The following is a 24,557-nucleotide window of genomic DNA, read 5'->3' as shown; positions in this document are numbered from 1 at the left end:
TTTCAGACTTTTTCACCTGCTGTTGCCCACACTTTTACAATTAATTGCGTGACAAAAAAAGGCTAAGCACGGCCGGTTTAACGGGTTAAGAATGAATCAAACATTACTGCTGTTAAACTAATTTTCTTAGCAGCAATTCACTGAGGAAAGGCTGAAAACCGCCGAAATTGCGGTATTTATGTAACATAGGTGCTATACAGATGATCCAGATCTCATTTTTCTGCCCGAAATCGCTGGCAGCGCCGCTCTTTTCAACAGCACTGTAAAAAAAGTGTCATTAGCCAGTCGCTATGATGGCTTGCCGTTTGCGCACTGATCACGACAGTGAATCGGCTGTCGATCACTACAGGGAGATAGATTATGTCACTTACACTCTGGCAATCCCGCTATGAAAGCTGGTTTCAGGCGAACTGGATCCACGACGACGGCGCGCACGATATCGCCCATCTGCGACGCGTCTGGATGAGCGCGCAGCGAATCATGACCGGCACGAAGGCGGACCCGCTGGTGGTGCTCACCGCCTGCTATTTTCATGATGTAGTGAATCTTCCCAAGAATCATCCCGAACGACATCTCGCTTCTACTTATGCAGCGACGGAAACGCAGCGCATTCTGCAGCAGGATTTTCTCGATTTCCCGGCAGAAAAGATTGATGCCGTGATGCATGCCGTTAAAACCCACAGTTTCAGCGCCGGTATTCCGCCAGAGACGCTTGAAGCCAGAATCGTGCAGGATGCAGACCGGCTGGAGTCGCTGGGCGCAATCGGGCTGGCGCGGGTCTTTTACACGGCCGGTGCACTGAATCGCCCGTTATTCGACAGTCAGGATCCGCTGGGTAAAGATCGCGAGCTGAATGATGTTAAGTGGACGCTGGACCATTTCCAGAAGAAGCTGCTGCGTCTGCCGGAAACTATGCATACCGAAACCGGCCGCATGCTGGCTGAGCATAACGCCGATTTCCTGGTGCGCTACATGGCGAAGCTTTATGCCGAGCTTCAGGGCAATCTGGTGGGGATGGATGAGGGCGTACTGCGGGATTTCACCCCATTAAAAACTGAATATTAAATTTTTATGACAGTATGTTAATCGAAACGGTCATCCGGTAGCGTGTGAGCAATAACAAAAAGGAGCTGCCCGATGACCGAAACTGTTAATTTAACGATTAAAATTGATCCCGAGCTGAAAGAAACGATTAAACAGCTGGCGCTGGAAAACCAGATTTCAATGAGCCAGGAAATTGTGCAGCGTTTGCAGGCCAGTCTGGAAACGCATCCGCATCCGGCCATTGATAATCAGGACATCACTGAAGAGGGCGCCGAAGAAACGGGTGCCGCTGACGTGAAAACCGATGGACTGAGCGCCAGCGAGTTGAAACAGATTCGCCTGCTGCTGAAGAAGCAGAGCAAGAAAAAGAAATAAAACAGAAACCCGTCGTAAGACGGGTTTTTTATTTGGAGAAAGGCTGGACCGTTTCGCTATGAGACTGTGCCTGCTCAGGGAACACGGTCAGATCGGAAAGACGCAAAAGCCGCCATCCATGGCATGCTCGGCCCGCACCGTCCTGGCGCGGGACGCTTTCCTCTTCTGACCGTGTTCCCTGCGAGTTGAGCTTACTTGTTGCTGTGAGAATCGTCAGATGTAAGTTCTTCATCAGCCTGAAACCCGTCGCAAGACGGGTTTTTCATTTCAGAACGATGACGACTTCAGCTGACGAATATGCGGCAGCAGCAGCTGGGCGACCGCTGCGAATACCGGCACGACCACCGAGTTACCAAACTGCTTATAGGCCTGGGTATCTGAGACCGGAATGCGGAACGGCTCGTGGCCCGGCAAATCAAAGCCCATCAGGCGTGCGCATTCGCGCGGAGAAAGACGACGCGGACGCCGCGCCATGTTATCCGCATCCTGAAACTCCGCTTCACCCAGCGCGCTGTCCCAGCCGCGGTCGATCAGAATCTCTGAGCCATCTTTGTAGTAGCGTGCTGACAGCGTCCGCACGCAGCAGTCAGGATTGCGCGGATCGTTAAGGCCAAAACCAAAGCCGTTACCTTTGGCTTTATGCTTTTTCGCATACTGGTAGAGGTAACGCCACAGCACCGGCGACAGAATATATTTGTCGTCTGGCGCCTTCTCCAGCAGGCTCTGCAGGCTGGGCACCTGCGCCGGATAGAAACGACGGATATCGCGTAGCGTAAAATCCTGCTTTTTCAGGTCACGGCGAATCCCCACCAGCACAATACGTTCGCGATGCTGGGGCAGGAAGTGGCGCGCATCGATCACTTTGGCATCCGGGCTGCCGGCTCCTGCATCGGCCACGTCATAGCCCAGTTCATCCAGCGTCTCCATGATAATGGCGAAGGTGCGGCCCTTATCGTGGCTCTTGAGGTTTTTCACATTCTCCAGCACAAAAAACGGTGGTTTCTTGGCGGCCAGAATGCGCGCAACATCGAAAAACAGCGTGCCCTGCACCTGACATTCAAACCCGTGGGCGCGGCCCAGCGCATTTTTCTTGCTGACGCCCGCCAGCGAAAAGGGCTGGCAGGGAAAACCGGCCAGCAGCACCTGATGATCGGGGATTGCCGCATCAATCGCGCGGTAGATTTCCTCGTCGTCAGTCAGACCTTCCGGCTGGGTCACCTGCCGGATATCGGTATTGAAGTGATGCTCCAGCGGATCGCTATAGTGGTTGGCTTTATAGGTGCGAACCGCCTCTTTATTCCATTCACTGGTGAAGACGCACTTGCCGCCGATCGCCTCAAATCCTTTTCGGATGCCGCCAATACCGGCAAAGAGATCGATAAAACGAAACTCAGGATTATCATAGTGGGCGGGCCGGGTCGGCAGCAGACTCTGCAACAGCGACAGCTCCGCCTCACACAGCGGCGGCAGGGCGCTTTTACCCTGACGGATCCGGTTCAGCAGGGCTGGCGTCCAGCAGGAAAATCCCGCCTGCTGCAGTCGGGCCGTGAGATCGCGAACCGAATAGATGTCCAGCACCTGTCCAAAGAGTTCAGACGCATCAGCAGATGAAAGTGCAGCAGAGAGTGGTTCAGCGAGGGCGGCGGGATGCATGCGTTTTTCCTTAACAGTAAGGAGCCTATGCTAACACTCCAGAGGCTGCGAGGAAATTGCCGGGATGTGCCCTGTGTCAGACCGCCGGAAAGTTCTGTTTTTGCGGCGTAATATCCGAAGTCGCCCGGCAGCGGCTTTCGCTTTTCGTGGCGCAGGCTAAAGTTACAGAACCAGCAAAAAAGGAGACGTTATGGCTGATGTTCACTCCAGCGAAACACGCAGTAAAAATATGCGTGCCATTCGCGCTCAGGATACGGCCATTGAGCAACGTATTGCGCTGTTGCTGAAAGATCGGGGATTCAGCTTTCGCGTGCAGGATAAAAACCTGCCGGGACGGCCTGATTTTGTCCTGACCGAACAGCAGGCGATTATTTTTGTTCATGGCTGCTTCTGGCATCGTCATCACTGCTATCTGTTTAAGCTGCCGGCGACGCGCACGGAATTCTGGACCGGAAAAATCAACAGCAATGTTGAACGTGACCGGCGTTATGTGCGCCAGCTGCAGGAAAGCGGCTGGAAAGTGCTGATCATCTGGGAGTGTGCGCTGCGTGGCAAACTGCGTCTGGCGGATCAGGATCTGCTGGAACGGCTGGAGGAGTGGTTGCTGGCGATGTCGGAGAGTGCCGAGATCGACCATCAGGGCATTCATCATTACAACGCGGATTGCTAATCAGGACCATAATTGGTTAGATCTGCGCTTTCTCCGTGGCCAGGAGCCTGACATGAGCAGCATCAAACTGACGGTTAAACGCCTTTACCAGATTCGTGACGAGCGGATGGTGAACACTAAAGCCACTGCGCGGGTCTATTGCGGCGACAGGCTTATCGCTACGGAGGAGATCACCGGCATGACCGAAAGCCCGGTCAGCAAATACCTGCATGCTGAAGGCGCAGAAGGTGATGCGGTGCGGGTGGAGTGGGATTGTGAGGGCATCGCTGAGATGACCGTAACGGAAATTGAGCGCTGCCCATGTTGTCAACATAACGAACCAGACTAAGGATAAGATTTTGGCGGGCACCAGTTTACTGACTTTACTTGATGATATTGCAACACTTCTGGACGATATTTCCGTCATGGGAAAAGTGGCGGCAAAAAAGACCGCTGGCGTACTGGGCGATGATTTGTCGCTGAATGCACAGCAGGTTACCGGCGTAAAAGCCAACCGTGAGTTGCCCGTGGTGTGGGGCGTGGCGAAAGGATCGTTTCTCAACAAACTCATTCTGGTGCCGCTGGCGCTGATTATTTCTGCGTTTGCGCCCTGGCTGATCACGCCATTGCTGATGCTGGGCGGTGCCTATCTCTGCTATGAAGGCGTGGAAAAGGTGATGCACAGTCTGCAGCACGACAAGCAGAGCAAATCACCGGAAGCACGCCAGCAGCGCCTTGATTCGCTGGCGAATCAGAACGCGGCAGAGTATGAGAAGAAAAAAATCAAAGGTGCGGTGCGCACTGATTTCATCCTCTCGGCAGAAATTGTTGCGATTACCTTAGGGATTGTCTCGGAAGCGCCGCTGCTCAACCAGGTGATCATCCTGGCGGGCATCGCCATTCTGGTCACCATCGGCGTCTATGGCATCGTAGCGGGCATCGTAAAAATTGATGATCTTGGCTTCTGGCTGCGTGAGAAACCGTCGCGCGTTGCGCAGGGTATTGGCAACGTGCTGCTGGCCGCCGCGCCCTGGCTGATGAAGATTCTCTCGGTGGTCGGCACCCTGGCGATGTTCCTGGTCGGCGGCGGTATCGTGGTGCATGGCATTGCGCCGCTGCATCATCTGATTGAGGAAGTCAGCGGCGGATTCAGCGGCTGGATCGCGATGCTGCTTAGCAACGGCGCAAACCTGGTGCTGGGCTTTATCATTGGGTCGATCGTGCTGTTAGTGGTCAACCTTATTGCCAGAGTGCGCGGAAAATCGGTATAAAGCGCACTGTGATTTACGGTCAGGAGAATGACGATGAACGACGACATGTTTGAATTTGATATCGACGCACAGCTTGAGCAGGCTGAAGCGAAAGCAGAGAAAAAAGCCAGCGAAGTGCCGGATGATCTCGGTGACGAAGCCGATTGCGAAGGCTGTAAAATCTGACGTCAGCGTCAACACTTCATCAAAGCGGATAAGTTTTATCCGCTTTTTTTATTTTCCGCATATCCAGCTGCTTAATTCTGAATTTGCCCGTTTTTTGCGTGCCTTAACAGGCAAGGGTCGGCTTTGCCTGCTATAAAGAAAATAGTCACTCAGGTTAATAACACGCATGAAAGGAGCGCCCCATGGTTTTCGCAATCAGTGAAGAAGTGCAGCACAAGGAAGAAGGTCACACGATGGTGGTGACCGGCTACGCCAGTGGCATGGTGGAATGCCGCTGGTATGACGGCTATGCCGTGCGCAGTGAGGCTTTTCGCAGTGATGAACTTTGCGCGCTGAATCCTGCGCAACAACTGGCAAGCTGAGAGCCTCAGGCCTGAGGGTCAGAGACCCGACAGGCCCGGTTTCTGACTGCCTGAGGCCCGGCACACTCCCTGTGCCGCCCTGTTTCAGACGTTACCGTCATTATCCTCTTCAACCGCCTGATAGATGCGCTGCAATACATCCGGGAACGCCGATTGAACCCGACTCCAGCTGGGTATAAACGGCTTATCGTTAGGACGTTCAATAAACGCCTGTCCCGCTTCCAGAATCGACTGAGTAAACATCTCTACCGCGGCCTCTTCGACGTGCTGATCAAACTTCAGTCCGTTCATTGCCGCCTCGTGGTTATAGGTCTCCATCATATCCAGCGCATTACGGTAATAGGTTGCCTTCAGCACCCGGAATGAATCGCTGGTCAGCGGCACACCCATGGTCGCGAGCTTACGCAGCAGGGACTGGACGATATCGCTGCTCATGCGCTTCAGGCCGCCGGTGCCATCATCTTCGGCCAGCGGCTGATGCTTGTGATCGTAGTTATCGGCTATCTCAACCTGGCACGACTGGCGGGTGGTGTAGTTACGGTAAATCTCCGACAGCACGCCAATCTCCAGACCCCAGTCGCCAGGAATTTTGATGCCGTTCAGCACATGCGTTCGCATGGCGAACTCGCCGGAGAGCGGATAGCGGAAGCTTGTCAGGTAATCCAGGTATTCCGAGTGACCATAGACTTTCTGCAATGAGCGCAGCAGCGGCCCGACCAGCAGACGTCCGACGCGGCCGTTAAGCTTGCCATCCGCGACGCGCGCATAGAAGCCCTTACAGAACTCATACTGAAACGCCGGGTTGGCCAGCGGATAGAGCAGGCGGGCCAGCATGCCGCGCTCATAAGTGACGATATCGCAGTCATGCAGCGCCACGCAGCTGGTGCGGTCGGAAGCCAGCGTATAGCCGGTGCAGAACCACACGTTGCGCCCTTTACCGGGATTGGTAGGCGACAGACCCTCTTTATCCAGTTCCGCATCAATCGCTTTCAGACGCGGGCCGTCGTTCCACAGAATGCGATGCCGTTGCGGCAGGCGGGAGAAGAACTCGCGGGCAAACAGGAACTGGTCGCGGTCGGCCCGATCCAGACCAATCACGATCTCATCCAGATAGGGCACTTTCGCCAGCTCATCGACGATTTTCGTCAGCGCCGGGCCTTCAAGTTCGGAAAACAGCGATGGCAGGATCAGCCCCATTTTGCGTTTGCGGGCAAAGCGAACCATCTCTTTTTCCAGCGACTCCACGCTACGGTGGGTAAGGTTGTGGAAGTTGGTGATTACGCCATTCTGATAAAAGTCACTCATCGCATCATCCTTTTAATGCCCGTGGGCAGCTTATTGAGGTTGAGTCAAAAAATAGTCCAGTCCTTCACGCCAGCCTTCGGGGCCATGATGAGCGGTGTGATAGACCTGCTGCTGATCGGTCCGGCTGAGTGTTACCGGTGTTTTACTGTAGCCCTTAATCACTACGGCATAATCAACTGCATCCAGCATCGGCGCATCATTCGGCCCGTCACCGAGGCCAATTGTGATGCGCGCTTCACCGGGAGAATAGTCCAGCAGCCAGCGCAGCGCTTCACCTTTGCCGCAGCCTGCTGGCATCACATGCCAGAAACGGCCGCCTTGCGTCAGCGCCAGCCCTACAGCACCCAGTGCCGCCTGAAAGCTATCGAAAGCCTCGTCACTGTCGCGCCAGACAATCACTTCAGACGCGTCGCGCTGGCGTGACAGCGCGGCATCTGCCTCACTCAGTCCGGTCATTGAGGCCACTTCCGGATCGGAGAAGTCATGAAAGCCGGTAAAACGGTAGGCTGTTTTCAAGGCGGCCAGCCGCTGGCAGAGTGCGTCATAGGTCAGTGTATTATCAGGCAGACGGATACGCTGCTGATCCTGCGTCTGGACCACGGCACCGTTTTCGGCAATAAAGGGTGAACCACTGATCCCCAGTTTTTTTTGCAGCGGAATGACTTCGGCGGCTGTCTTACTGGAACAGATCACCAGCGGAACCTCGTGCTGTTTCAGCGTGGTAAGCCACTCCGTGGCCGCATCCCAGCGATAGGTATGGTGGTCGAGTAGGGAACCATCGAGATCGGTAATAATCATTAACGGCTGTTGAAGATCGGGCATTAACAGGCTCCTTTCATCACGTTCGCGGCTAAAGCAGCGATTTTTCAATATTATAGTTGAATATGGCTCACACTTTTTTTCCTGCCACGCTGACTAGAAATCCAGGATAAATCTTAAAAAGGAAAGGGGGAAAAGCGAGGGATGCAGGAAGTGTGCAGGCGCTAAGTCACTGGCAGGCGCGGTGTTTTCGGTAACTATTGCCCCATAACGATCCGGTTCGTTGCAGAAACGTGCATATCTGATACTTGTTTTGGTGACGCGTTCGCGTAATCTGCAGAGGTGTTAAGAATTCCCTGGTGTAACGAATTGAATTTTTACCCGGCCTTCCCGCCGGGTATTTTTTTGAAATCGATTTCAGCGGTTAGCTTCATAGGCGCGATAGTCACAGATGTCGATTTCAAACGCTTCTGCCAGTTCGGTATACGAGTGGAAAATCTGGCCTTCAACTTCAAGCCGTGGCATCTGGCCCTGCTCCATATATTCCCGTATCTCTCCTGACGTTTTCGCCTGAATCGCCGCCAGTAAACCCTCAACATCAACCTTCAGATCGGACGCCGGCATATCGGTGTGCTGCTTTTCGTCTGTCATTTTCTGACTCCTGAGAGCAAACAGAATAATCAGTATAGAACGCCGGGCAGAAAGAGGGGATCGGGCAGATCGCAGGCAAAAAAAAGCCCGCGCTGCGCGGGCAAAATCCTTGTTACTTTAGGTTGTGGCTGCACCTATGGGGGTGGTGCAGTAGAGGGAGTGTAAAGGCCAGGCGCGTAAGAAGTCTTGCGGTGAAATGTTAAGAAATTGCAAAAATAGTCCTTACTCAGATTTACCTGACTTTGTCCCTGAACAGAGCAGATTCAGCTATAGTTGATGATAAAGCTGATTTTTTTCAATACCTAAAGGAATGGTTATGGACATCTTGAGAATTATTATCGCAATTCTGCTGCCACCGCTGGGCGTATTCATGCAGGTCGGTTTTGGTGGTGCTTTCTGGCTGAATATTCTGCTGACGATCTGTGGTTATATCCCTGGTATCGTTCATGCCGTCTGGGTCATTGCCCGTCGCTAACGCGCTGCATCGCGCCGGTTCTTCGTTTAGACTGTACGCAGTAAATAATCAGGAGAACCGAAATGAAGGTAAATGACCGCGTCAGCGTCAAAACCGATGGCGGCCCGCGTCGCGTTGGCACCATTCTGGCTATGGAGCCGTTTAACGAAGGCACTATGTTTCTGGTCGCGCTGGAAGACTATCCACTCGGCATCTGGTTTTTTAATGAAACGCAGCAGCCGGATGGCATTTTCGTCGAGCCTTACCACGACGCCTGAGCCTGACGTGCATAAAAAAGCCCCGTTACGTATAGCGTAACGGGGCTTTTTGCATTCAGCGCCGCTGCCGTTGATGACAGTCGCTGATGCTTACCAGCATGGCGTCAGAAGGTTTCCCAGTTATCACTACCGGTGGCCAGCGCCGGACGCGGTGTCAGAGCGGGTGTTCTGGCTGGTGAAGTGACGCGCGCGGCCACACTTTTCGTGGCAGGCGAATCCTGCAGACGGAATGCCGCCACCGCCTGTGTCAGTTTGCCCGCCTGATCTTCCAGCGAGGCCGCTGCCGCAGAGGCTTCTTCCACCAGTGAGGCGTTCTGCTGAGTGACGTTGTCCATCTCAGTGACCGCCTGGCTCACCTGCTGAATACCCCGGCTCTGTTCGTCCGATGCCGCTGCGATCTCCGACATGATATCGGTGACGCGACGTACCGCCTCGACAATCTCACCCATAGTGCTGCCCGCTGCGCCAACCTGATGCGACCCGTCATTAATCAGCGTAACCGACTCAGCAATCAGGGATTCAATCTCTTTAGCCGCCTGCGCACTGCGCTGGGCCAGATTGCGCACTTCGCTTGCTACCACCGCAAAGCCGCGACCCTGTTCTCCGGCACGCGCAGCTTCAACCGCTGCGTTCAGCGCCAGGATGTTGGTCTGGAACGCAATGCTGTTAATGACGTTGGTGATTTCAGCGATTTTCTTCGAGCTGCCGGAAATGTTGGTCATGGTTTTCACCACGCTATTGACCAGATCACCCCCGCTGCGCGCTTTGCCAGAGGCATCCGCGGCCAGCTGGCTGGCGTGATGGGCATTCTCGGCGTTCTGTTTAACCGTGGCGGTGAGCTGTTCCATGCTGGCTGCGGTCTGCTCCAGTGCTGCCGCCTGCTGCTCGGTGCGTGAAGAGAGATCGGTGTTACCGGCGGAGATTTCGCTGGAGCCCTGATAAATCGCAACGGCACCCTCACGAACTGTTCCGACGGTGGTCACCAGCGCCTGCTGCATCAGTTGCAGATTGTGGATCAATGTACCAATCTCACTGCGGCCACAGGGCAGGGGAGCTGAGGTCAGATCGCCCTGTGCAATGCGTTCAATGCGCAACACAGACTGACGCAGCGGGTTAATCACTACACGGCGCAGGAAGACGAAGGTCATCAGGACCAGCACCAGTGCGGCACTAAACGCCACAGCCATCGAGATAAAACCGATGCGCGACTGACGATCGGCTTCTGCGGTAATCGCACTGGCGCGGTCAGTACGGATTTTGATTGCCTTGAGTAACACCGCGTTATAGTCATCATCCAGCTTGCGGGTAACGTCCGTCTCCTGGGCGATAATGCCCTCAAAGCTGCCCTGTTTACCGGCGTTGATCATCGGTATCAGGCCTTTATTGATGTAATCGTTGAAGCGTGCCTGCAGCGTGGTATCCAGTTCCATGTCAGCGGGGGTCTTCACTTCACGTGCCTGATAGACAGCAAAGCCGTCTTTAGCCTGCTGAATACGTTTTTCAGCCGCCGCCACGTTGGCGCGAAATTCGTCCATGTCACCAATACGCGCGGCGGCACCGGCCTGAATAATGGTCAGGCGTGCCGTACGCAAATGGTTAGAACTGTTAGCAAGGCCCATACGAACCTGAATCTCGTTTGTGGCATCATCGAGGGAGTGGTTGCTTGAAATCAGAAAGTAACTGGCGACACCAATACAGAGTGCGAACAGCAGCAAAATGCCGCCGAAGATCAGGCTAAACAGCGGCACCAGGCGGAGATTCTGCCAGATGCCAGCGCTTTTCTGTCCATCATTATCTAATGCAGTGTTCATATCCTTGCTCTCTTGAGGCTGTTGTTATAAGGCTTAACATCGGCAAAAGAGCGTAAAGGCTTAGCGGCAAGAGTGAGACCTGGCTCCCAATTCAGCGCAAAAAAAAACCGGCCATTAAGGCCGGTTCTTCAGGTCTGACGATCAGCGAATATTAACGTAAATACCCGAGGTCACATTATCGGTTAAACGCACCACATGATAAATAACCTGTTTATTATGGGTTTTGATTTTGCGTTTAATATTACCTTTGTGTGACGATACCGTTTTGGCCTTAATTTGCATTTTATCTGAGATCTGAATGGTGTCATGACCTGACATCCACATCTTCAGCATGTTTGACTCAGTCTGGCTCAGCGTCAGCGGGTGAACATCCATGCCCGAAGAGATGCGCGCAGACTGGTTAAGCTTCTTCTGCAAATAGGTGCTGAGTAAGGAATCCAGGGTCGATGTCTTCATCGATTTTGATGTAATAATCAGGTTCTTACGAACGTAGAGATATTCCTCAAAATGGATATTACTAATCGCCATGAATATAAAGAACAGCGTATCAGGATGCTGCGTAATAATACTGCGGATACGTTCACTGGAATCTGACTCATGAATGAAACAATCTTCATTAATAAAGACGACACCAGGATTTAATTGCTCACATTTTTGCTGTAGTTGCTCAATATCGGAGACAGAAGAGATATTTTTCTTCTTAACTCCTTTTGAAGACATGTAGTCTGATAATCCCAGGCGTGTGTAGTTGCAGGAATCCATAATAATAGTTGGCATAATAGCGACCCTCACCAATTTGTTATCCGTTTAAATCAACGATGAATACGCGTTGCGGTACGAGAGAGATTTCTTAGGTACTTTTTTATTCTGCTCGTGCAGTGTGGCAACAGGCAAACGCCCGTAAAAGTCTTCATCCCTGACCCGTTCTGCAAAAAAATTTGTGCTGCCATGACGTCACACATTCTCCGGCAATGGCGGGGAATGCCAGTGAAGTGCCGGAGATTCAGTAAAGCGCATTTTTTGAGACCTGTGTCACTATCCCTGAAAACAGGAAGTTTTCTGATAGGACAATTCTCAAAAACATTTGTTTTACGAAAGTGTGATGTCTCAGCGTGCGATGACAATGCCGGAAAAAACATTTTTTAACAAGAAAAATCACTTAAAGTTTTTTTTCTTGTAAATTCAGTGTATTGCCGGTTTTGCCTGCACATTCACAGTCTGACAGCTTCTGTGAACCACCCAACTAAAATACGCGAAGCCCGGTTTAATAAGAATTATTTTCAGACTCTCAGCACATTTATCAGAATTTCCTTAGTTGCATTCTGGAAAACATGGTTCGGAAAATGCACGGATGGTTTTGTGATACTTAAGTGTCGCTGAGCGAAGGTAGTTAGAAACTTAATGTTCAGGGGCGGGATAGTTCTGTCAGAAACAGGGCGAGTAAATCAAATATTTCACTGAACAAATGCTCACAGAACGGGGCCAGCAGGGGCATCAGCAGGCTGATGGTTAAAATTCCGACTGATAAGGTAATCGGGAAGCCAATTGCGAAGATTGATAACTGTGGTGAAACACGGTTTAACAAACCCAGTACCAGATTTACCATGAGTAACAAAACGATTAAGGGCAGCGCTAACATCATGCCATTAAGGAAAATTAATCCGCCGGATTTCACCAGCGCCATAAATGCGTTGGCATTTAGCGGGTGACCGCCAATCGGCAGCGTATGAAAACTGTCCGCCAGCAGTGAAATCAGCCAAAGATGTCCGTTAAAGGTCAGGAACAGCAGCATGGCCAGCATGTCGAGAAAACGGGCCAGCACCGGCATGTTAAGACGGCTGCCAGGGTCAAAAAAGGTGGCGAACGAAATGCCCATCTGCAAACCAATGACTTCCCCGGCAAGGCGCACAGCCGCAAACGCAAACTGCATGGTAAAGCCCAGTGCGATACCAATCAGCATCTGCTGGATCAGCAGCCAGAATCCGGCAGGGGAAAACAGGGTCACATTGACAGCAGGTAACAGCGGCATCAGCAGCCAGGTGATCATCACGGCCAGTCCGATTTTGACACGTTTGCTGACGGATCGTTCATTGAGGATGGGTGCGGTGGCGAACAACGCCATGATACGCACCAGTGGCCAGAAGAACTGGCTGACCCACTGAACCAGTTGGCTGCTGTCGAGAGTAATCATCAGCCGATGATATAAGGCAGGTTGGTAAAGACGGTGCGGATATAGTCCAGCAGCAGATTCAGCATCCACGGGCCGGCAATGATACCGGTGGTGGCAACCGCCAGGATCTTAGGAATAAAGGATAAGGTCTGTTCATTGACCTGGGTCGCGGCCTGGATCAGGCTAATCAGCAGACCGCTGACCAGGGCTGCCAGCAGCAGCGGGGCGGCCAGCATCAGGGCGACGCGCATCGCTTCCTGTCCCATTACCATTACTGATTCGGGTGTCATGTCGTGCTCCGGTAAGAAAAGGGGGATCAGGAGTAGAAGCTTTGCGCCAGTGAACCGACCAGCAGTTGCCAGCCATCGACCAGAACAAAGAGCATCAGTTTAAACGGCAGCGCAATGGACGCTGGCGGAACCATCATCATCCCCAGCGCCATCAGCACGCTGGCGACCACCAGGTCGATGATCAGGAACGGGATAAACACGGTAAAGCCAATCTGGAACGCGGTCTTCAGCTCGCTGGTCACATAGGCGGGCAGCAGAATACGCATGGGTACTGCTTCAGGACCGGCAATCGGCGCGGTATTCGCCAGACGGGCAAACAGGGCTAAATCCGCTTCACGGGTCTGACGCAGCATAAACTCGCGCAGCGGCTGGGCACCTCTATCAATCGCCACATCCATGCTGATCTTGTCCTGGCTGAACGGCAGATAGGCATCCTGATAAATTTTGTCGAAGGTCGGCGCCATAATAAAGAAAGTCAGAAACAGCGACAGACCGAGCAGCACCTGGTTAGGCGGTGCCGACGGCGTGCCCAGGGCATTTCGCAGCAGGCCAAACACAATGATGATACGGGTGAAGCTGGTCATCATCAGCAGCACGGCCGGAATAAAGGTCAGCGCAGTGATAAAGACCAGTGTCTGAACCGGCAGTGACCAGCTCTGACCGCCGTTAGGCAGCGAGTGACTCACCAGGCCCGGCAGCTGGGCATGGGCAACCGGTGCCAGTAGCAGCAGTGGCAATAAAGGAAGCAGTCGACGCATCATTGTGGTTTTCCGGGACGTTTAACCAGATTCTGTAACAGCTGACGAAAATCCTGTGGCGCACGGTCAGATGGCGTCACAGCGACCGGCTCACCCGGCGGTAGCGTATGCAGATGAGTAATCTGCTGGGCAGTGACGCCCAGCACCAGACGCGCATCAGCAGTATCGATAATCACCACCCGCTCACGCTGGCCCACTGAGACGCTGGCCGTGAGTTTCAGCTCCTGACCGCTGACCTTTTTCGGCGCAAAGCCGGCACGGCGTGCCAGCCAGGCGCAGGCCAGAATCAATAAAATAATCACTGCTAACACGCTGCTGACCTGGGCCAGCATTGAACCGGTCGAAATCGCCTGTGCGTGCGGTGCAGCCGGTTGCAGCGTTTGATTCTGGCTATTCATAATGTGACTCTTAGCGACTCAGGCGACGCATACGTTCAGACGGGGTGATGATGTCAGTGATACGAACGCCATATTTGTCGTTCACAACCACCACTTCACCCTGTGCAATCAGGTAACCGTTGATCAGGATATCCAGCGGCTCACCTGCCAGGCCATCCAGTGCGACTACCGAACCCTGCGTCAGGCGCAGCAGCTCTTTGATGGTCATCTTGGTGCGGCCCAGTTCGACGGTAAGTTTTACCGGGATATCCATAATCAGATCGATATCCTGCAGCGATCCCGCAACGTTGCCGCTGTCGAATGACTTAAAGACGTCATCGGTCTGCGGCGCACTGCTGCTGCTGCCGACCTGCTCGTTCATCGCTTCAGCCCACAGATCGTCCGCAGAGATATCGTCAGACGGTTTATTACTGTCAGTCATGGGGCTGTTCCTCGTTAAGCGAATTCAGAATCGGGTTAATCAGGTGTTCGACACGGAGCGCATATTGCCCATTCATCGTGCCATATTGGCTGGTTAATACCGGGACGCTATCGACATGGGCGATAATGCGTTCCGGCTTCTCAATCGGCAGCACATCACCGGGTTTCAGCTGCAGAATCCGTGACAGACGCAGTGACGTTTCGGCAAAGTGAGCAATCAGTTCCAGCTCAGAGTGCTGCACCTGTTTGACCAGGTTATCGCGCCAGTGGTTATCTTCCTGACGGGAGTTTTCGAGCGGTGGGTTCACCAGCAGCTCGCGCAGCGGTTCAATCATTGAAAACGGGATGCAGATATTAAACTCACCCACCAGGTTACCAATCTCCACCTGGAACGGCGTGTTAACCACGATGTCGTTCGGTGAAGTGGTGATGTTGGTGAACTTCACCTGCATCTCTGAACGTACATACTCGACGTCCAGTGGATAAATAGCCTTCCATGCGTCGCTGTAACCATCCAGCGCCAGCTTCAGCATGCGGCGGATAACGCGCTGCTCGGTATGGGTAAACTCACGGCCTTCGACTTTCGTCGGAAAACGTCCGTCACCACCAAACAGGTTGTCGACGGCGATAAACACCAGGCTGGGTGAGAACACCACCAGCGCCGTGCCGCGCAGCGGTTTCAGGTGGATCAGATTCAGGTTGGTTGGCACCGGCAGATTGCGGGCAAACTCGTGGTACGGCTGAATCTTGATCGCCCCGACGCTGATGTCCGGGCTGCGGCGCAGCAGGTTAAACAGCGTCATACGGAAACTACGGGCAAAACGCTCGTTAATAATCTCCAGCGCCTGCAAACGCTCGCGCACCACGCGGCGCTGGGTATTCGGGTCGTAAGGGCGAATATCGCCCTCCGGCCCGTTTTGTTTCTTTTCTTCTTCCGCGCTGCCACTGTCGCCGTTTAAAAGGGCGTCAATTTCAGCCTGGGAGAGAATGCTATCGCCCATTGATTCACCTCAAAATGAAGGCAGTAAACAGCACGTCGTTTACGGCCTGCGGAGGTTGACCTTTTACCAGCGGAGGTGTCAGCGCCTGTTTGATTTGTTCAACAAGCGCCTGTTTTCCTTGCTCTGTCGCCAGCGCCGCAGCACTCTGACGCGAGAGCAGCAGCAGCAGACGGCTGCGCACCTCAGGCAGATAGTCATTCATCCGACTCCGGGACTCCTCATCGGCCAGACGCAGGGTAAAGCCTACGTAAAGCACGCGGTCAGGATCGTTGTCGGGATTGACCAGGTTAACCGTAAATGTATCAAGTGCAAAAAAGACCGGAGCGGGAGGCGGTTCAACTTTCGCCACCTCAGGCTTATCGCCCTCGTGTTTATTCATCATTCGCCAGACTGCATAGCCTGCCACGCTGCAAGCGGCCAGCGTCAGAATGATTAACACTGGTATTAAGATTTTACGTTTGCTGCCTTTTGCTTTCGCGTTATCAGACATGGTGCAGTTACTTCCTGTGAATTATGGGCAAGCCTCTCGGCTCACGGGACAGATTATCCGCGTCTTAAGTCAAACCAATGGGTAGAAAAGACGCGGGTTTTACGCTTACCTTCAGCGTTTGCCGCTGTCAGGCGAAAGTGTCGACGGCGCTGTTGCCGCTAACGCGAGCCTGAAGGGCAGCGGGAACGGCGATCGGCGTAATGTCGGTGTCACTGTCCTGGGTGAGGGAGAAGCGGCCATGCTGTCCATCGCGGCGCGCCTCCTGTTGTTGCTGGAATTGCTGGCCCTGCGCGGAACTGTCACTGCTCACCTGACTCTCGCCCAGGTTGATTCCGCTCTCTGCCAGCGCGCTGCGCAGCTGCGGTATCGCGGCTTCCAGTGCCGATCTGACGTGGCTATGGCTGGAAACCAGACTAATTTGCGCCTGGTCGTTATCCAGCTTCAGGCTGATCTGGATAGCGCCAAGGTCTTCCGGATGTAAACGCAACTCCGCGTTCTGCTGGCCGTTGCGGCTGAACATCACAATCTGCTGACTCAGCGCCTGCTGCCACTCGTCGCTGCCCAGCTGTGAATTCAGCATCGGGGTGGACGGGGTGCTGTTGGTCGCGGAGGCGGTCACCGGCGCGGGCAGGCTGCTGGCGCTGGCGAACGGCGTGGCGCTGATCGCGTTGTCGCTGGTGCTGGCTTTAATCGCACTCTGATCATCCTGCTTCACCATATTGCTCAGCGCCTGCTGGAAACTGCTGTCGAGCGTCAGGCCGCTGCTGGTCGTACTTTGCGCGGCGGGCTGACTCTGACTGGCAGTGCTGTTCACGGCTGGTGAGTTCTGTGTGGCACTTTTAGCGTCGTGCTTCTCATCTTTACCCGGCGCAGGGCTCTGCTGTGCGCTGTTCAACAGTTGTGTCAGAGAGGTCTGACTTTTCCGGCCGGTGTCGGTCTGGGCAATCAGCTCACCTGCTTCACTGCTGACCGGCGTCGAAGGCGTCGCTGTCGGCGTTACCGCACCCGGTAACATGGCGAACAGGGCCTGCACATTCTGCATGTCACTGGCGCTTAAGGGTGTGGCCTCCGGCTTGTCTTTATCATCGGCTGATTTTGACCCAGCTTTAGTATTTTCCGGTTTAAACAGGGCGGTCAGTTCAGCAGGATTATCCAGCGCCGCCATCAGCGCATTCAGCGGCGCCTTCGCTCGGGCGTCGTCGACATTTTCTGCTTTTACATCAGCGGATTGCGCCGCTTTTCCCTGCTGCTTCACCAAGCCTGCCAGCTGATTTCCCAGCGTGGTCAGAAAGTCCTTTGGCAGGGCATCAGCCCCTGCTGCAAGGTCCGTCGCGCCTGATGGTTCCGCGTCGGTTTTAGCCGCCGCTTTTATGCCAATGTGTGGCAGCGTAATCATTCGCCTCTCCTCGATGCGGCCCGTTGGGCAAATTCATCCATCCGTTTCTGATCGAGACGGTTTTCCTGTCGTAATGCATTTTCCGCTGCCCGCGTTATCAGGGTCTGATAGGCGTTCAGCCGCTGCTGTTTGTCGCGCCAGTTGATCAGCGCCTGCTCCAGTCGCTGATTCCAGTTATTCAGTTGGTTGCGATGCTGCTCAATCGCTTTTTCCAGCGTCTGAATAAACTGGTGATAGTTCGTCCAGCGGGTGCTGGCGATGCCGGACGACATGTCATCGTTAAGTTTGTTGCGATACTCGTCCTGATAATCAAGCAGCATCGTCAGCTGCTCGTTAGCGGCGTGCTGGCCGCGGCGCATATCGCCTAAATAGATGGCGGCACGTTCGAGATCCTGCTCCGCTAAGTCGCGCAGCGTATCAATGGCATTTGCAGTTTTCATTGCCGTTACCTCGCGTTAATTACTGAGACGAGCCAAACAGCGCATGCAGATGCAGGCTGGCGTCGTCATAATCGCTGCGCTCAAAGATGCCCTGTTGCAGGAAGGCTTCCATCTGCGGATAGAGCCTGATGGCTTTATCGAGCATCGGATCGCTGCCGGCGGCGTAGGCCCCGACGCTGACCAGATCGCGGTTACGCTGGAAGCTGGAGAGCAACTGCTTAAACTGGCGCACCTGCGCATAGTGGTTCTCATCGATCAGCGAGGTCATCGCACGGCTGATCGAGGCTTCGATATCAATAGCCGGATAGTGACCCGCTTCGCCAAGCCGACGCGACAGCACGATGTGACCGTCAAGGATGGCGCGCGCGGAGTCCGCGATCGGATCCTGCTGATCGTCGCCTTCGGTCAGGACGGTATAGAAGGCGGTGATCGAACCGCCGCCGTCGATGCCGTTACCGGCACGCTCAACCAGCGCAGGCAGTTTAGCGAACACGGAAGGCGGGTAGCCTTTGGTCGCCGGAGGCTCACCAATCGCCAGCGCGATCTCACGCTGCGCCATGGCGTAGCGGGTCAGTGAATCCATAATCAGCAGCACATGCTTGCCGCGATCGCGAAAATCTTCAGCGATACGGGTGGCGTAAGCGGCACCCTGCATACGCAGCAGCGGCGACACATCCGCCGGGGCAGCAATGACCACCGAACGTGCGCGGCCTTCAGCACCCAGAATGTTTTCGATAAAATCTTTAACTTCGCGGCCACGTTCGCCAATCAGACCGACCACGATAACGTCCGCTTTGGTGTAGCGCGCCATCATGCCGAGCAGCACGCTTTTCCCCACGCCTGAACCGGCAAACAGACCCATACGCTGCCCGCGACCGACCGTCAGCAGGGCATTAATGGCACGCACGCCGGTATCCAGCACGTCGGTAATCGGCGTCCGTTGCAGCGGGTTAAACGGCGGGGTGATCAGCGGTGCGCGATAGCCGGTATCCGGCGACGGCAGGCCGTCCAGCGGTCGGCCGCTACCGTCGAGCACGCGACCCAGCAGTTCCGGCCCCAGCATCAGCTGTTTGCCCGCCTGCGGGTTGTCGCCGTTCTGACGCGCATAGACCCGCGCACCCGGTAAAATGCCGTCCACTTCTTCCAGTGGCATCATCAGCAGTTTCTGACCGTTGAATCCCACCACTTCACTTTCGATTTCGCTGATGGTTTTGCCATCGTTGCGTTCGATGATGCAGGTCGCACCCAGCGGCAGCTGTAAACCGGTCGCTTCCAGCACCAGGCCGGTCGCGCGGGTCAGGCGGCCATAACGGCGCACTGGCTGCACCTGGGTAATGCGTTTTTCAAAGGCGTCGAGCGAGCCCAGCCAGCGGTTCAGACGGGTGGTCATCAGATTTCTCCCGGCGCGGCAAGGCGGCAGAGTTCCTGCCAGCGCGTTGCGACGCTGGCATCCAGATCGCCATCTTCAGCGCTGAGTTTGCAGCCGCCAGGGTGCAGGGTGCTGTCTGCGATCAGCCGCCAGCCGTGCAGGTCCAGCGTCGGACCTAAAGTCTGCTCAATACGCTGTAAGTCGTCCGGGTGAACACGCAGTTGCGGTTTGCCGCTGAACATCGGTTCCTGCTGCAGCAGACCCTGAATCTGGCGCAGCAGGGCGGTGCCATCTACCGTAGTGGCCTGCCCAATCACCGAGCGAGCCGCTTCAAGCGCCAGCTGCATCAGACGGGCAGCAATCACGCTGTCCAGTGACTCCAGTGTGTTCTGGAACTCCGTCACCAGCTGCTGCATCCGCGCCTGAAGCGGCGCCTGCTGCTGCTGGGTATCGGCCAGTCCCTGCTGAAAACCGGCGTCGTAGCCCGCTTTCTGACCTTCGGTCATACCCTGCTGATAGCCTTCGTTGTAACCCTGGCCCTGCGCCTCTTTGCGCATCTGCTGCTGCAGACGTTCGAGCTGCTGTTGCTGCTCATCCACGCCGTCTTCAGCTTCGTAAATTTCTGGCTGCAGCTCCGGTTCAGGCTCGTCAAAACGGCCCAAATCAGTAGGCTGCCACAGCTGCCAGGGGCGGGCAGAAAATGCATCAGACATAGGTTTCCTCGCCACCACCAATCACCATCTCGCCCGATTCGGCCAGGCGACGGACCACCAGCAGGATCGCTTTCTGTTCGTTCTCCACTGCGGACATACGTACAGGACCGCGGTTGGCCAGATCGTCGCGCAGGATATCGGCCGCACGGGCTGACATGTTCTTGAGGAACTTCTCGCGCAGAGGCTGTTCGGAACCTTTCAGTGCAACCAGCAGTTGCTCGGACTCCACTTCCTGCAACAGGCGCTGGATGCTGCGGTCGTCCACTTCCACCAGGTTTTCGAACAGGAACATCTCGTCGATAATTTTTTGCGCCAGTTCGCCATCGAAGTCGCGTACCGCTTCGATAACCGCCTCTTCCTGCTGCGTTTTCATCAGGTTGATGATCTCGGCTGCGGTTCTCACGCCGCCCATCTTCGCGCGCTTGAGGTTGGTGCCATCCAGCAGGCCATTCAGCACTTCGGTCAGTTCGGCCAGCGCGGCTGGCTGCACACCACCAAAGGTGGCGATACGCAGCATCACGTCGTGACGCAGGCGTTCGTCGAACAGCGCCACAATATCGGCGGCCTGACCACGCTTGAGGTGGACCAGGATGGTGGCGATGATCTGTGGATGTTCGTCGCGGATAAGATCGGCGGCCGCCTGCGGCTCCATAAAGTTGAGCGTTTCCATCCCGCTGGTGGTTTCGCGCGTTTCGAGAATGTCCTCCAGCAGGCTGGAGGCACGCTCTTCGCCCAGCGCCCGGGTCAGCACCGAACGCAGGTATTCGTTGGAGTTCAGGCTCAATGCAGCAAACTGCTCAGCATCGGTTTCGAACTCACGTAATATCTCAGTCAGCTGCTTGTGTGAGACCTGACGCATGTTGGCCATCGCCGCGCTCAGGTGTTGTACTTCGCGCTGGTTCAGGTGTTTGAAAACTTCCGCAGCGCGCTCTTCGCCGATGGTCATCATCAGGATGGCGCTTTTTTCGGTTCCGGTCAGACTCATAGTTCTTTACTCATCCATTCGCGAATCACCAGCGCAACAACGCGCGGATCGTTTTCTGACATGTCGCGGATGCGTTGACTCATCACTTCTGCGCTCATGCGGTTGTTAGACTTACGTTCCTGATCCAGCTCATCTTTGCTGAGCTGAACATTAAAGGCTTCTTCTTCTGGCTGTTGTGCAGCGGCGCGGGCAGCAACGGCTTCTGCAGCGGCTTTCTCGGCGGCCTGCTTACGAACCAGGTGCGGACGAACCAGTTTGCGGTAGAGGATAAAGGCTACCAGGGCAATCAACAGCCACTTACCGGCGTTCATCAGCTGATCAAAGAAGGACTGCTGTTGCCAGAAGGGCAGATCGGCGGTCACCGCTTCAGTGGTGTTGAACTGCGAGTTCACGACGTTGACACTGTCGCCACGCGTCTGGGAGTAACCCATTGCTTCGCGGGTCAGGTCTTCAATCTGCTTCAGCTGCTGCTCGTTCAGCGCAACCGCTTTGCCTTTATCATCTGCACGGAAGTTCACGACGACCGCAACCGACAGACGCTGTACGTCGCCGACGTTAACTTTGGTATGACGAATGGAGCGATCCAGTTCGTAGTTCACGGTATCGTCACGGCGCGAGTTGGTGGGTGCTGAGCTCGCTGCTGCTGTGCTGGTGGTCTGGCTGGCGTTGTTCGCCGCGTTGTTCTGGCCATTGGCATTCTGACCATTGGCCGCATTGTTGTTTGGCGTCGTAACCGGCGCGGTGTTGGCTGGCGCAGGCTGGTTAGAGAGCGCGCCTGGCACGCCACCCGGATAAGGGCTGCCCGACTGGTCGCTGGTGCTGGTCTGACGCGAACGGATCGCCGTGTTCGACGGGTTAGCGTTAGGCTGATATTTCTCGTCGGTCTGCTCGCTGGTGTCGAAGTTAATCTGCGCGGTAACCTGCGCATGCACATTGCCCTGGCCAAGAATCGGATTCAGGATCGCTTCGATACGTTGCTGGTAGCGCGCTTCAACTTCAGACGAGTATTTCAGCTGTGCGTCATTCAGATCGCGACCGGCGTTATCAGAACGGGTCAGCAGGCGACCAGTCTGATCGACTACGGTGACGTTGCCCGGCGGTAAACCGGCGACGCTGCTTGAAACCATGTGGGCGATGGCCTGAATTTGGCCTTCATCCAGCGCACGGCCAGGCTGCAGGGTTAAGGTGACAGAGGCGGACGGCGCTTTCTGCTCACGGACAAATAAGGTTGGTTTTGGCATCGCCAGATGAACGCGGGCGCTTTTGACCGGACCCAGTGATTCGATGGTGCGGGCCAGTTCGCCTTCCAGCGCGCGCTGGTAGTTAACCTGCTCGCTGAACTGGCTGATACCGAACTTCTCTTTATCCAGCAGCTCAAAGCCCACCGAGCCGCCTTTTGGCAGACCCTGCTGAGCCAGACGCAGACGCAGCTCATGCACGTTCGCTTCCGGCACCATCAGTGCGCCGCCATTTTCGGCAAAGCGGTAGGGAATGTTCATCTGCGTCAGCTGGGTGACGATGGCGCCGCCATCTTCATCAGTGAGGTTGTTATAAAGGACGCTATAGCTGGGCTGCTTCGCCCACAGCACCATCGCGATCACGATCGCCACCACGGCAGCCGCCGCGACGATTAAAGGAATACGCGGATTTGCGCGCAGGCGAGCGAGCAGGTCACCGAAGCCTTTCTTTTCTTGTTCTGTTGTGGCGGCTGTGCTCGCATTCATGACCGATTCCTGCCTGACGTAATTGACCGGGTAAGTTGAGATGGCAAAACAGACTCCCTGACCTGCGTAGATAAAATTTCCACTTCAATGCCAGGCATTATTAGGTGATAAGCAAAATTCGATGGCTGGATAAGGTAGGTTTTTTGCTGTCATTTAGCGGCTTTGTCTCATTGACAACGTGCTAACTTTTCCTCACATCAAAAATGTCATCCTCTTTAATAAGGTATCGTTCATGTCCATTCAGGCAATTGACGGCGTACTGCAGCAGCTTCAGGCGACCTCACTGCAGGCCAGTAACCGCAGCAGTGAAGCCACTAATCAGATCGATTTCGGCGCGACCATGAAAGCGGCGCTGGATAAGATCAGCGAGACGCAGACTGCTGCACGCACCCAGGCGCAGGATTTCGAGATGGGGAAACCCGGCATCGCGCTGAATGATGTGATGGTCGATCTGCAGAAATCATCCATCTCCATGCAGATGGGGATTCAGGTCAGGAACAAGCTGGTGTCGGCGTATAGCGAAATTATGAATATGCAGGTTTAGTTGAACTGATTTCGCTGCTCAATGAGCCCCTGCCTGGTGGGGGATGAGAGATGAAAGCAATAACGCCGGTTTCTTTGCTGAGTCTATGGGCCTGCACTGGCAATCATGCAGGCATCATTGGCTATACTGCCTCTTATTATGAGCCGTGCAGCCGTGAACTCACTTTTTGCCACAGGCGATATCTCCTCACCCACCAACAGGACGTTAGCCCGATGCTAAAAAAAATTATTCTGATAACGTCATTAATCGGCTTATCAGCCCCAGCCTTTGCCGCCACACAATGCGGGCCGTTTAACCTTCGAACCGATAAGAGTGGCTGGTTCTCAGTCAACGGGGAACGCGCGAAGACCCAGAAAATCACGTTTTCAAAAGAAAAGGGCGACTACGCCAACGCTACGGTCAAACTGCTGGTTAAAAACAGCAAAGCGCCGGGGATGGTAGACATGGAGCTGACGAATCTTGAGGGAAAAGGATTGTTAAGGGCGCAAATCGTCCGCACCAGTCAGAGTCAGATCCGCATACGGGGGCTCTATGATTGTGAACCGGCTAAATAGCCTGACCAGCGACCAGCGACCAGCCCGGCGATGCCGCTAACGCATGGTTTTGCAGTTTGTAATCATCCCTGAAACCAGTGCGCTGATGTCCGGCGCTTTTGGATCGTAGTAAAATGTCGCGCTGGTCTGATGATGGCTGAACTTCACAATTTCAATCCAGGCGACGGTTTCATTATCCTTTTCGAGGTTATATCGCTTCGTGCCATCTGTCAGCGGATCATCCTGCTCCAGATAAGCCCGCTGATTTTGTGCCATTTCGGTAAGGCAGGATTCAACCTGATAAGGATGACCGTCGAACCACGCGGTCCTCGTTTCCGGGTGCAATCCAACCCGACCCATATCCACGCATCCGCTCAGCAGGCTTACGCTCAGAGTGATTATTAGTCTATTCGTGGCATCCACTCTCATTATGATTTACCCGGCTAATCTGCGCCTTTAAGGCATGGTCACGGGCCTGTGCTTCAGTCAGCCAGAGCAGATGGTACAACATTCAGCGTCACCGATTCATGAACACAATGCATACCCGCT

The 24,557-nt window shown here is 54.6% G+C and carries 31 protein-coding genes; 11 read left to right on the top strand and 20 right to left on the bottom strand.

Going from position 1 to position 24,557, the window contains the following annotated elements; genetic code table 11:
• The first annotated feature begins 360 nt into the window (after positions 1–360).
• Both FA92_RS10255 and FA92_RS10250 read left to right on the top strand, forming a co-directional pair.
• On the top strand, positions 361–1,065 hold the full coding sequence (locus tag FA92_RS10255; protein ID WP_033783408.1) for a phosphohydrolase: 705 nt from the start codon (positions 361–363) through the stop codon (positions 1,063–1,065).
• A gap of 72 nt (positions 1,066–1,137) precedes the next feature.
• Positions 1,138–1,419, top strand: coding sequence for an Arc family DNA-binding protein (locus FA92_RS10250; protein WP_033783405.1), 282 nt, complete (start codon positions 1,138–1,140; stop codon positions 1,417–1,419).
• Between the two features lie 267 nt (positions 1,420–1,686).
• Here FA92_RS10250 and dcm read toward each other — a convergent pair whose 3' ends face one another.
• Positions 1,687–3,072: a DNA (cytosine-5-)-methyltransferase gene (dcm, locus tag FA92_RS10245; RefSeq protein WP_033783403.1), complete on the bottom strand. Its 1,386-nt coding sequence runs from the start codon at positions 3,070–3,072 to the stop codon at positions 1,687–1,689.
• Positions 3,073–3,262: 190 nt separating this feature from the next.
• On the opposite strand from dcm, the gene vsr reads away from it, so the two are divergent.
• The 5 genes from vsr to FA92_RS10225 all read left to right on the top strand — a co-directional run bounded on the left by vsr (position 3,263) and on the right by FA92_RS10225 (position 5,519).
• Complete coding sequence (vsr, locus tag FA92_RS10240) at positions 3,263–3,742, top strand: DNA mismatch endonuclease Vsr (protein ID WP_013358301.1); 480 nt, start codon at positions 3,263–3,265, stop codon at positions 3,740–3,742.
• A gap of 52 nt (positions 3,743–3,794) precedes the next feature.
• Positions 3,795–4,070, top strand: a complete 276-nt coding sequence (locus FA92_RS10235; RefSeq protein ID WP_033733066.1) for a hypothetical protein — start codon at positions 3,795–3,797, stop codon at positions 4,068–4,070.
• Positions 4,071–4,080: 10 nt separating this feature from the next.
• Positions 4,081–4,992 (top strand): DUF808 domain-containing protein, encoded by a 912-nt coding sequence (locus FA92_RS10230; RefSeq protein WP_033783400.1) that lies wholly within the window; start codon positions 4,081–4,083, stop codon positions 4,990–4,992.
• Positions 4,993–5,025: 33 nt separating this feature from the next.
• The gene (locus FA92_RS23770) at positions 5,026–5,157 is read left to right on the top strand and encodes a hypothetical protein (RefSeq protein ID WP_003854444.1); all 132 of its coding nucleotides are present in this window, start codon (positions 5,026–5,028) and stop codon (positions 5,155–5,157) included.
• A 182-nt stretch (positions 5,158–5,339) separates the two neighbouring features.
• Complete coding sequence (locus tag FA92_RS10225; RefSeq protein ID WP_013358298.1) at positions 5,340–5,519, top strand: hypothetical protein; 180 nt, start codon at positions 5,340–5,342, stop codon at positions 5,517–5,519.
• An 84-nt stretch (positions 5,520–5,603) separates the two neighbouring features.
• Here FA92_RS10225 and FA92_RS10220 read toward each other — a convergent pair whose 3' ends face one another.
• The 3 genes from FA92_RS10220 to FA92_RS10210 form a co-directional block, all read right to left on the bottom strand.
• Entirely contained in the window at positions 5,604–6,824 is a 1,221-nt protein-coding gene (locus FA92_RS10220) for a glycosyl transferase (RefSeq protein WP_013358297.1), read from the bottom strand.
• A 30-nt stretch (positions 6,825–6,854) separates the two neighbouring features.
• The gene (locus FA92_RS10215) at positions 6,855–7,646 is read right to left on the bottom strand and encodes a mannosyl-3-phosphoglycerate phosphatase-related protein (RefSeq protein ID WP_033783398.1); all 792 of its coding nucleotides are present in this window, start codon (positions 7,644–7,646) and stop codon (positions 6,855–6,857) included.
• Between the two features lie 354 nt (positions 7,647–8,000).
• The gene (locus FA92_RS10210) at positions 8,001–8,234 is read right to left on the bottom strand and encodes a DUF2525 domain-containing protein (protein WP_013358295.1); all 234 of its coding nucleotides are present in this window, start codon (positions 8,232–8,234) and stop codon (positions 8,001–8,003) included.
• 316 nt (positions 8,235–8,550) lie between these two features.
• On the opposite strand from FA92_RS10210, the gene FA92_RS22605 reads away from it, so the two are divergent.
• Positions 8,551–8,709 (top strand): YqaE/Pmp3 family membrane protein, encoded by a 159-nt coding sequence (locus tag FA92_RS22605; protein ID WP_013358294.1) that lies wholly within the window; start codon positions 8,551–8,553, stop codon positions 8,707–8,709.
• A gap of 62 nt (positions 8,710–8,771) precedes the next feature.
• Positions 8,772–8,966, top strand: a complete 195-nt coding sequence (gene dsrB / locus FA92_RS10200; RefSeq protein ID WP_013358293.1) for a protein DsrB — start codon at positions 8,772–8,774, stop codon at positions 8,964–8,966.
• Between the two features lie 104 nt (positions 8,967–9,070).
• Here dsrB and FA92_RS10195 read toward each other — a convergent pair whose 3' ends face one another.
• The 15 genes from FA92_RS10195 to fliF form a co-directional block, all read right to left on the bottom strand.
• On the bottom strand, positions 9,071–10,777 hold the full coding sequence (locus FA92_RS10195; RefSeq protein WP_033783395.1) for a methyl-accepting chemotaxis protein: 1,707 nt from the start codon (positions 10,775–10,777) through the stop codon (positions 9,071–9,073).
• Positions 10,778–10,918: 141 nt separating this feature from the next.
• Positions 10,919–11,554, bottom strand: a complete 636-nt coding sequence (rcsA, locus tag FA92_RS10190; RefSeq protein WP_013358291.1) for a transcriptional regulator RcsA — start codon at positions 11,552–11,554, stop codon at positions 10,919–10,921.
• A gap of 628 nt (positions 11,555–12,182) precedes the next feature.
• Positions 12,183–12,968: a flagellar biosynthetic protein FliR gene (fliR, locus tag FA92_RS10185; RefSeq protein ID WP_013358290.1), complete on the bottom strand. Its 786-nt coding sequence runs from the start codon at positions 12,966–12,968 to the stop codon at positions 12,183–12,185.
• A complete protein-coding gene (gene fliQ, locus FA92_RS10180; protein WP_003854466.1) occupies positions 12,968–13,237 on the bottom strand; it encodes a flagellar biosynthesis protein FliQ in 270 nt (89 codons plus the stop codon). The genes fliR and fliQ overlap by 1 nt, the downstream gene beginning before the upstream one ends.
• A gap of 26 nt (positions 13,238–13,263) precedes the next feature.
• Positions 13,264–13,995, bottom strand: a complete 732-nt coding sequence (gene fliP / locus FA92_RS10175) for a flagellar type III secretion system pore protein FliP (protein ID WP_033784605.1) — start codon at positions 13,993–13,995, stop codon at positions 13,264–13,266.
• Positions 13,995–14,393, bottom strand: coding sequence for a flagellar biosynthetic protein FliO (gene fliO / locus FA92_RS10170; RefSeq protein ID WP_013358289.1), 399 nt, complete (start codon positions 14,391–14,393; stop codon positions 13,995–13,997). The genes fliP and fliO overlap by 1 nt, the downstream gene beginning before the upstream one ends.
• Positions 14,394–14,403: 10 nt before the next feature.
• Positions 14,404–14,814: a flagellar motor switch protein FliN gene (fliN, locus tag FA92_RS10165; protein ID WP_033783392.1), complete on the bottom strand. Its 411-nt coding sequence runs from the start codon at positions 14,812–14,814 to the stop codon at positions 14,404–14,406.
• Positions 14,807–15,814: a flagellar motor switch protein FliM gene (fliM, locus tag FA92_RS10160; protein WP_013358287.1), complete on the bottom strand. Its 1,008-nt coding sequence runs from the start codon at positions 15,812–15,814 to the stop codon at positions 14,807–14,809. Before fliM ends, fliN begins: the two co-directional genes overlap by 8 nt.
• A gap of 4 nt (positions 15,815–15,818) precedes the next feature.
• Positions 15,819–16,304 carry a flagellar basal body-associated protein FliL gene (gene fliL / locus FA92_RS10155; RefSeq protein WP_013358286.1) on the bottom strand — a complete coding sequence of 162 codons (486 nt, stop codon included), beginning with the start codon at positions 16,302–16,304 and terminating at the stop codon, positions 15,819–15,821.
• A 127-nt stretch (positions 16,305–16,431) separates the two neighbouring features.
• Positions 16,432–17,700, bottom strand: coding sequence for a flagellar hook-length control protein FliK (locus FA92_RS10150; protein ID WP_033783390.1), 1,269 nt, complete (start codon positions 17,698–17,700; stop codon positions 16,432–16,434).
• Positions 17,697–18,140 carry a flagellar export protein FliJ gene (gene fliJ / locus FA92_RS10145; RefSeq protein ID WP_003854478.1) on the bottom strand — a complete coding sequence of 148 codons (444 nt, stop codon included), beginning with the start codon at positions 18,138–18,140 and terminating at the stop codon, positions 17,697–17,699. Before fliJ ends, FA92_RS10150 begins: the two co-directional genes overlap by 4 nt.
• 19 nt (positions 18,141–18,159) lie before the next feature.
• Entirely contained in the window at positions 18,160–19,530 is a 1,371-nt protein-coding gene (gene fliI, locus FA92_RS10140; RefSeq protein ID WP_013358284.1) for a flagellar protein export ATPase FliI, read from the bottom strand.
• Positions 19,530–20,222, bottom strand: coding sequence for a flagellar assembly protein FliH (gene fliH, locus FA92_RS10135; protein ID WP_033783389.1), 693 nt, complete (start codon positions 20,220–20,222; stop codon positions 19,530–19,532). The genes fliI and fliH overlap by 1 nt, the downstream gene beginning before the upstream one ends.
• Positions 20,215–21,207, bottom strand: a complete 993-nt coding sequence (fliG, locus tag FA92_RS10130; RefSeq protein WP_013358282.1) for a flagellar motor switch protein FliG — start codon at positions 21,205–21,207, stop codon at positions 20,215–20,217. The genes fliH and fliG overlap by 8 nt, the downstream gene beginning before the upstream one ends.
• On the bottom strand, positions 21,204–22,931 hold the full coding sequence (fliF, locus tag FA92_RS10125; protein WP_033783387.1) for a flagellar basal-body MS-ring/collar protein FliF: 1,728 nt from the start codon (positions 22,929–22,931) through the stop codon (positions 21,204–21,206). The genes fliG and fliF overlap by 4 nt, the downstream gene beginning before the upstream one ends.
• Before the next feature lie 232 nt (positions 22,932–23,163).
• On the opposite strand from fliF, the gene fliE reads away from it, so the two are divergent.
• Both fliE and FA92_RS10115 read left to right on the top strand, forming a co-directional pair.
• Positions 23,164–23,475: a flagellar hook-basal body complex protein FliE gene (fliE, locus tag FA92_RS10120; RefSeq protein WP_033783386.1), complete on the top strand. Its 312-nt coding sequence runs from the start codon at positions 23,164–23,166 to the stop codon at positions 23,473–23,475.
• 50 nt (positions 23,476–23,525) lie between these two features.
• Positions 23,526–24,029 carry a hypothetical protein gene (locus FA92_RS10115; RefSeq protein ID WP_234366546.1) on the top strand — a complete coding sequence of 168 codons (504 nt, stop codon included), beginning with the start codon at positions 23,526–23,528 and terminating at the stop codon, positions 24,027–24,029.
• A gap of 36 nt (positions 24,030–24,065) precedes the next feature.
• Here FA92_RS10115 and FA92_RS10110 read toward each other — a convergent pair whose 3' ends face one another.
• Complete coding sequence (locus FA92_RS10110; RefSeq protein WP_234366545.1) at positions 24,066–24,368, bottom strand: hypothetical protein; 303 nt, start codon at positions 24,366–24,368, stop codon at positions 24,066–24,068.
• Positions 24,369–24,557: the final 189 nt, after the last annotated feature.

Origin of the sequence: Pantoea sp. 9140, from assembly GCF_000745295.1 — a bacterium.
Taxonomy (GTDB): Bacteria; Pseudomonadota; Gammaproteobacteria; order Enterobacterales; family Enterobacteriaceae; genus Pantoea; species Pantoea vagans.
Note: the sequence above shows the minus strand (reverse complement) of the source record. Positions and strands in the feature narration are given on the sequence as shown.

Excerpts from the sequence above, each read along its gene's own strand:
- dcm (WP_033783403.1), bottom strand. The coding sequence starts at position 3,072 with ATGCATCCCGCCGCCCTCGCTGAACCACTCTCTGCTGCACTTTCATCT.
- fliQ (WP_003854466.1), bottom strand. The coding sequence starts at position 13,237 with ATGACACCCGAATCAGTAATGGTAATGGGACAGGAAGCGATGCGCGTC.
- FA92_RS10255 (WP_033783408.1), top strand. The coding sequence starts at position 361 with ATGTCACTTACACTCTGGCAATCCCGCTATGAAAGCTGGTTTCAGGCG.
- vsr (WP_013358301.1), top strand. The coding sequence starts at position 3,263 with ATGGCTGATGTTCACTCCAGCGAAACACGCAGTAAAAATATGCGTGCC.
- FA92_RS22605 (WP_013358294.1), top strand. The coding sequence starts at position 8,551 with ATGGACATCTTGAGAATTATTATCGCAATTCTGCTGCCACCGCTGGGC.
- fliM (WP_013358287.1), bottom strand. The coding sequence starts at position 15,814 with ATGGGCGATAGCATTCTCTCCCAGGCTGAAATTGACGCCCTTTTAAAC.
- fliJ (WP_003854478.1), bottom strand. The coding sequence starts at position 18,140 with ATGAAAACTGCAAATGCCATTGATACGCTGCGCGACTTAGCGGAGCAG.
- fliN (WP_033783392.1), bottom strand. The coding sequence starts at position 14,814 with ATGACTGACAGTAATAAACCGTCTGACGATATCTCTGCGGACGATCTG.
- rcsA (WP_013358291.1), bottom strand. The coding sequence starts at position 11,554 with ATGCCAACTATTATTATGGATTCCTGCAACTACACACGCCTGGGATTA.
- FA92_RS10250 (WP_033783405.1), top strand. The coding sequence starts at position 1,138 with ATGACCGAAACTGTTAATTTAACGATTAAAATTGATCCCGAGCTGAAA.
- fliP (WP_033784605.1), bottom strand. The coding sequence starts at position 13,995 with ATGCGTCGACTGCTTCCTTTATTGCCACTGCTGCTACTGGCACCGGTT.
- FA92_RS23770 (WP_003854444.1), top strand. The coding sequence starts at position 5,026 with ATGAACGACGACATGTTTGAATTTGATATCGACGCACAGCTTGAGCAG.
- fliO (WP_013358289.1), bottom strand. The coding sequence starts at position 14,393 with ATGAATAGCCAGAATCAAACGCTGCAACCGGCTGCACCGCACGCACAG.
- dsrB (WP_013358293.1), top strand. The coding sequence starts at position 8,772 with ATGAAGGTAAATGACCGCGTCAGCGTCAAAACCGATGGCGGCCCGCGT.
- FA92_RS10210 (WP_013358295.1), bottom strand. The coding sequence starts at position 8,234 with ATGACAGACGAAAAGCAGCACACCGATATGCCGGCGTCCGATCTGAAG.
- fliL (WP_013358286.1), bottom strand. The coding sequence starts at position 16,304 with ATGTCTGATAACGCGAAAGCAAAAGGCAGCAAACGTAAAATCTTAATA.
- fliG (WP_013358282.1), bottom strand. The coding sequence starts at position 21,207 with ATGAGTCTGACCGGAACCGAAAAAAGCGCCATCCTGATGATGACCATC.
- FA92_RS10115 (WP_234366546.1), top strand. The coding sequence starts at position 23,526 with ATGAAAGCAATAACGCCGGTTTCTTTGCTGAGTCTATGGGCCTGCACT.
- fliE (WP_033783386.1), top strand. The coding sequence starts at position 23,164 with ATGTCCATTCAGGCAATTGACGGCGTACTGCAGCAGCTTCAGGCGACC.
- FA92_RS10195 (WP_033783395.1), bottom strand. The coding sequence starts at position 10,777 with ATGAACACTGCATTAGATAATGATGGACAGAAAAGCGCTGGCATCTGG.
- fliH (WP_033783389.1), bottom strand. The coding sequence starts at position 20,222 with ATGTCTGATGCATTTTCTGCCCGCCCCTGGCAGCTGTGGCAGCCTACT.
- fliI (WP_013358284.1), bottom strand. The coding sequence starts at position 19,530 with ATGACCACCCGTCTGAACCGCTGGCTGGGCTCGCTCGACGCCTTTGAA.
- FA92_RS10235 (WP_033733066.1), top strand. The coding sequence starts at position 3,795 with ATGAGCAGCATCAAACTGACGGTTAAACGCCTTTACCAGATTCGTGAC.
- FA92_RS10220 (WP_013358297.1), bottom strand. The coding sequence starts at position 6,824 with ATGAGTGACTTTTATCAGAATGGCGTAATCACCAACTTCCACAACCTT.
- FA92_RS10225 (WP_013358298.1), top strand. The coding sequence starts at position 5,340 with ATGGTTTTCGCAATCAGTGAAGAAGTGCAGCACAAGGAAGAAGGTCAC.
- FA92_RS10110 (WP_234366545.1), bottom strand. The coding sequence starts at position 24,368 with ATGGGTCGGGTTGGATTGCACCCGGAAACGAGGACCGCGTGGTTCGAC.
- FA92_RS10150 (WP_033783390.1), bottom strand. The coding sequence starts at position 17,700 with ATGATTACGCTGCCACACATTGGCATAAAAGCGGCGGCTAAAACCGAC.
- fliR (WP_013358290.1), bottom strand. The coding sequence starts at position 12,968 with ATGATTACTCTCGACAGCAGCCAACTGGTTCAGTGGGTCAGCCAGTTC.
- FA92_RS10215 (WP_033783398.1), bottom strand. The coding sequence starts at position 7,646 with ATGCCCGATCTTCAACAGCCGTTAATGATTATTACCGATCTCGATGGT.
- fliF (WP_033783387.1), bottom strand. The coding sequence starts at position 22,931 with ATGAATGCGAGCACAGCCGCCACAACAGAACAAGAAAAGAAAGGCTTC.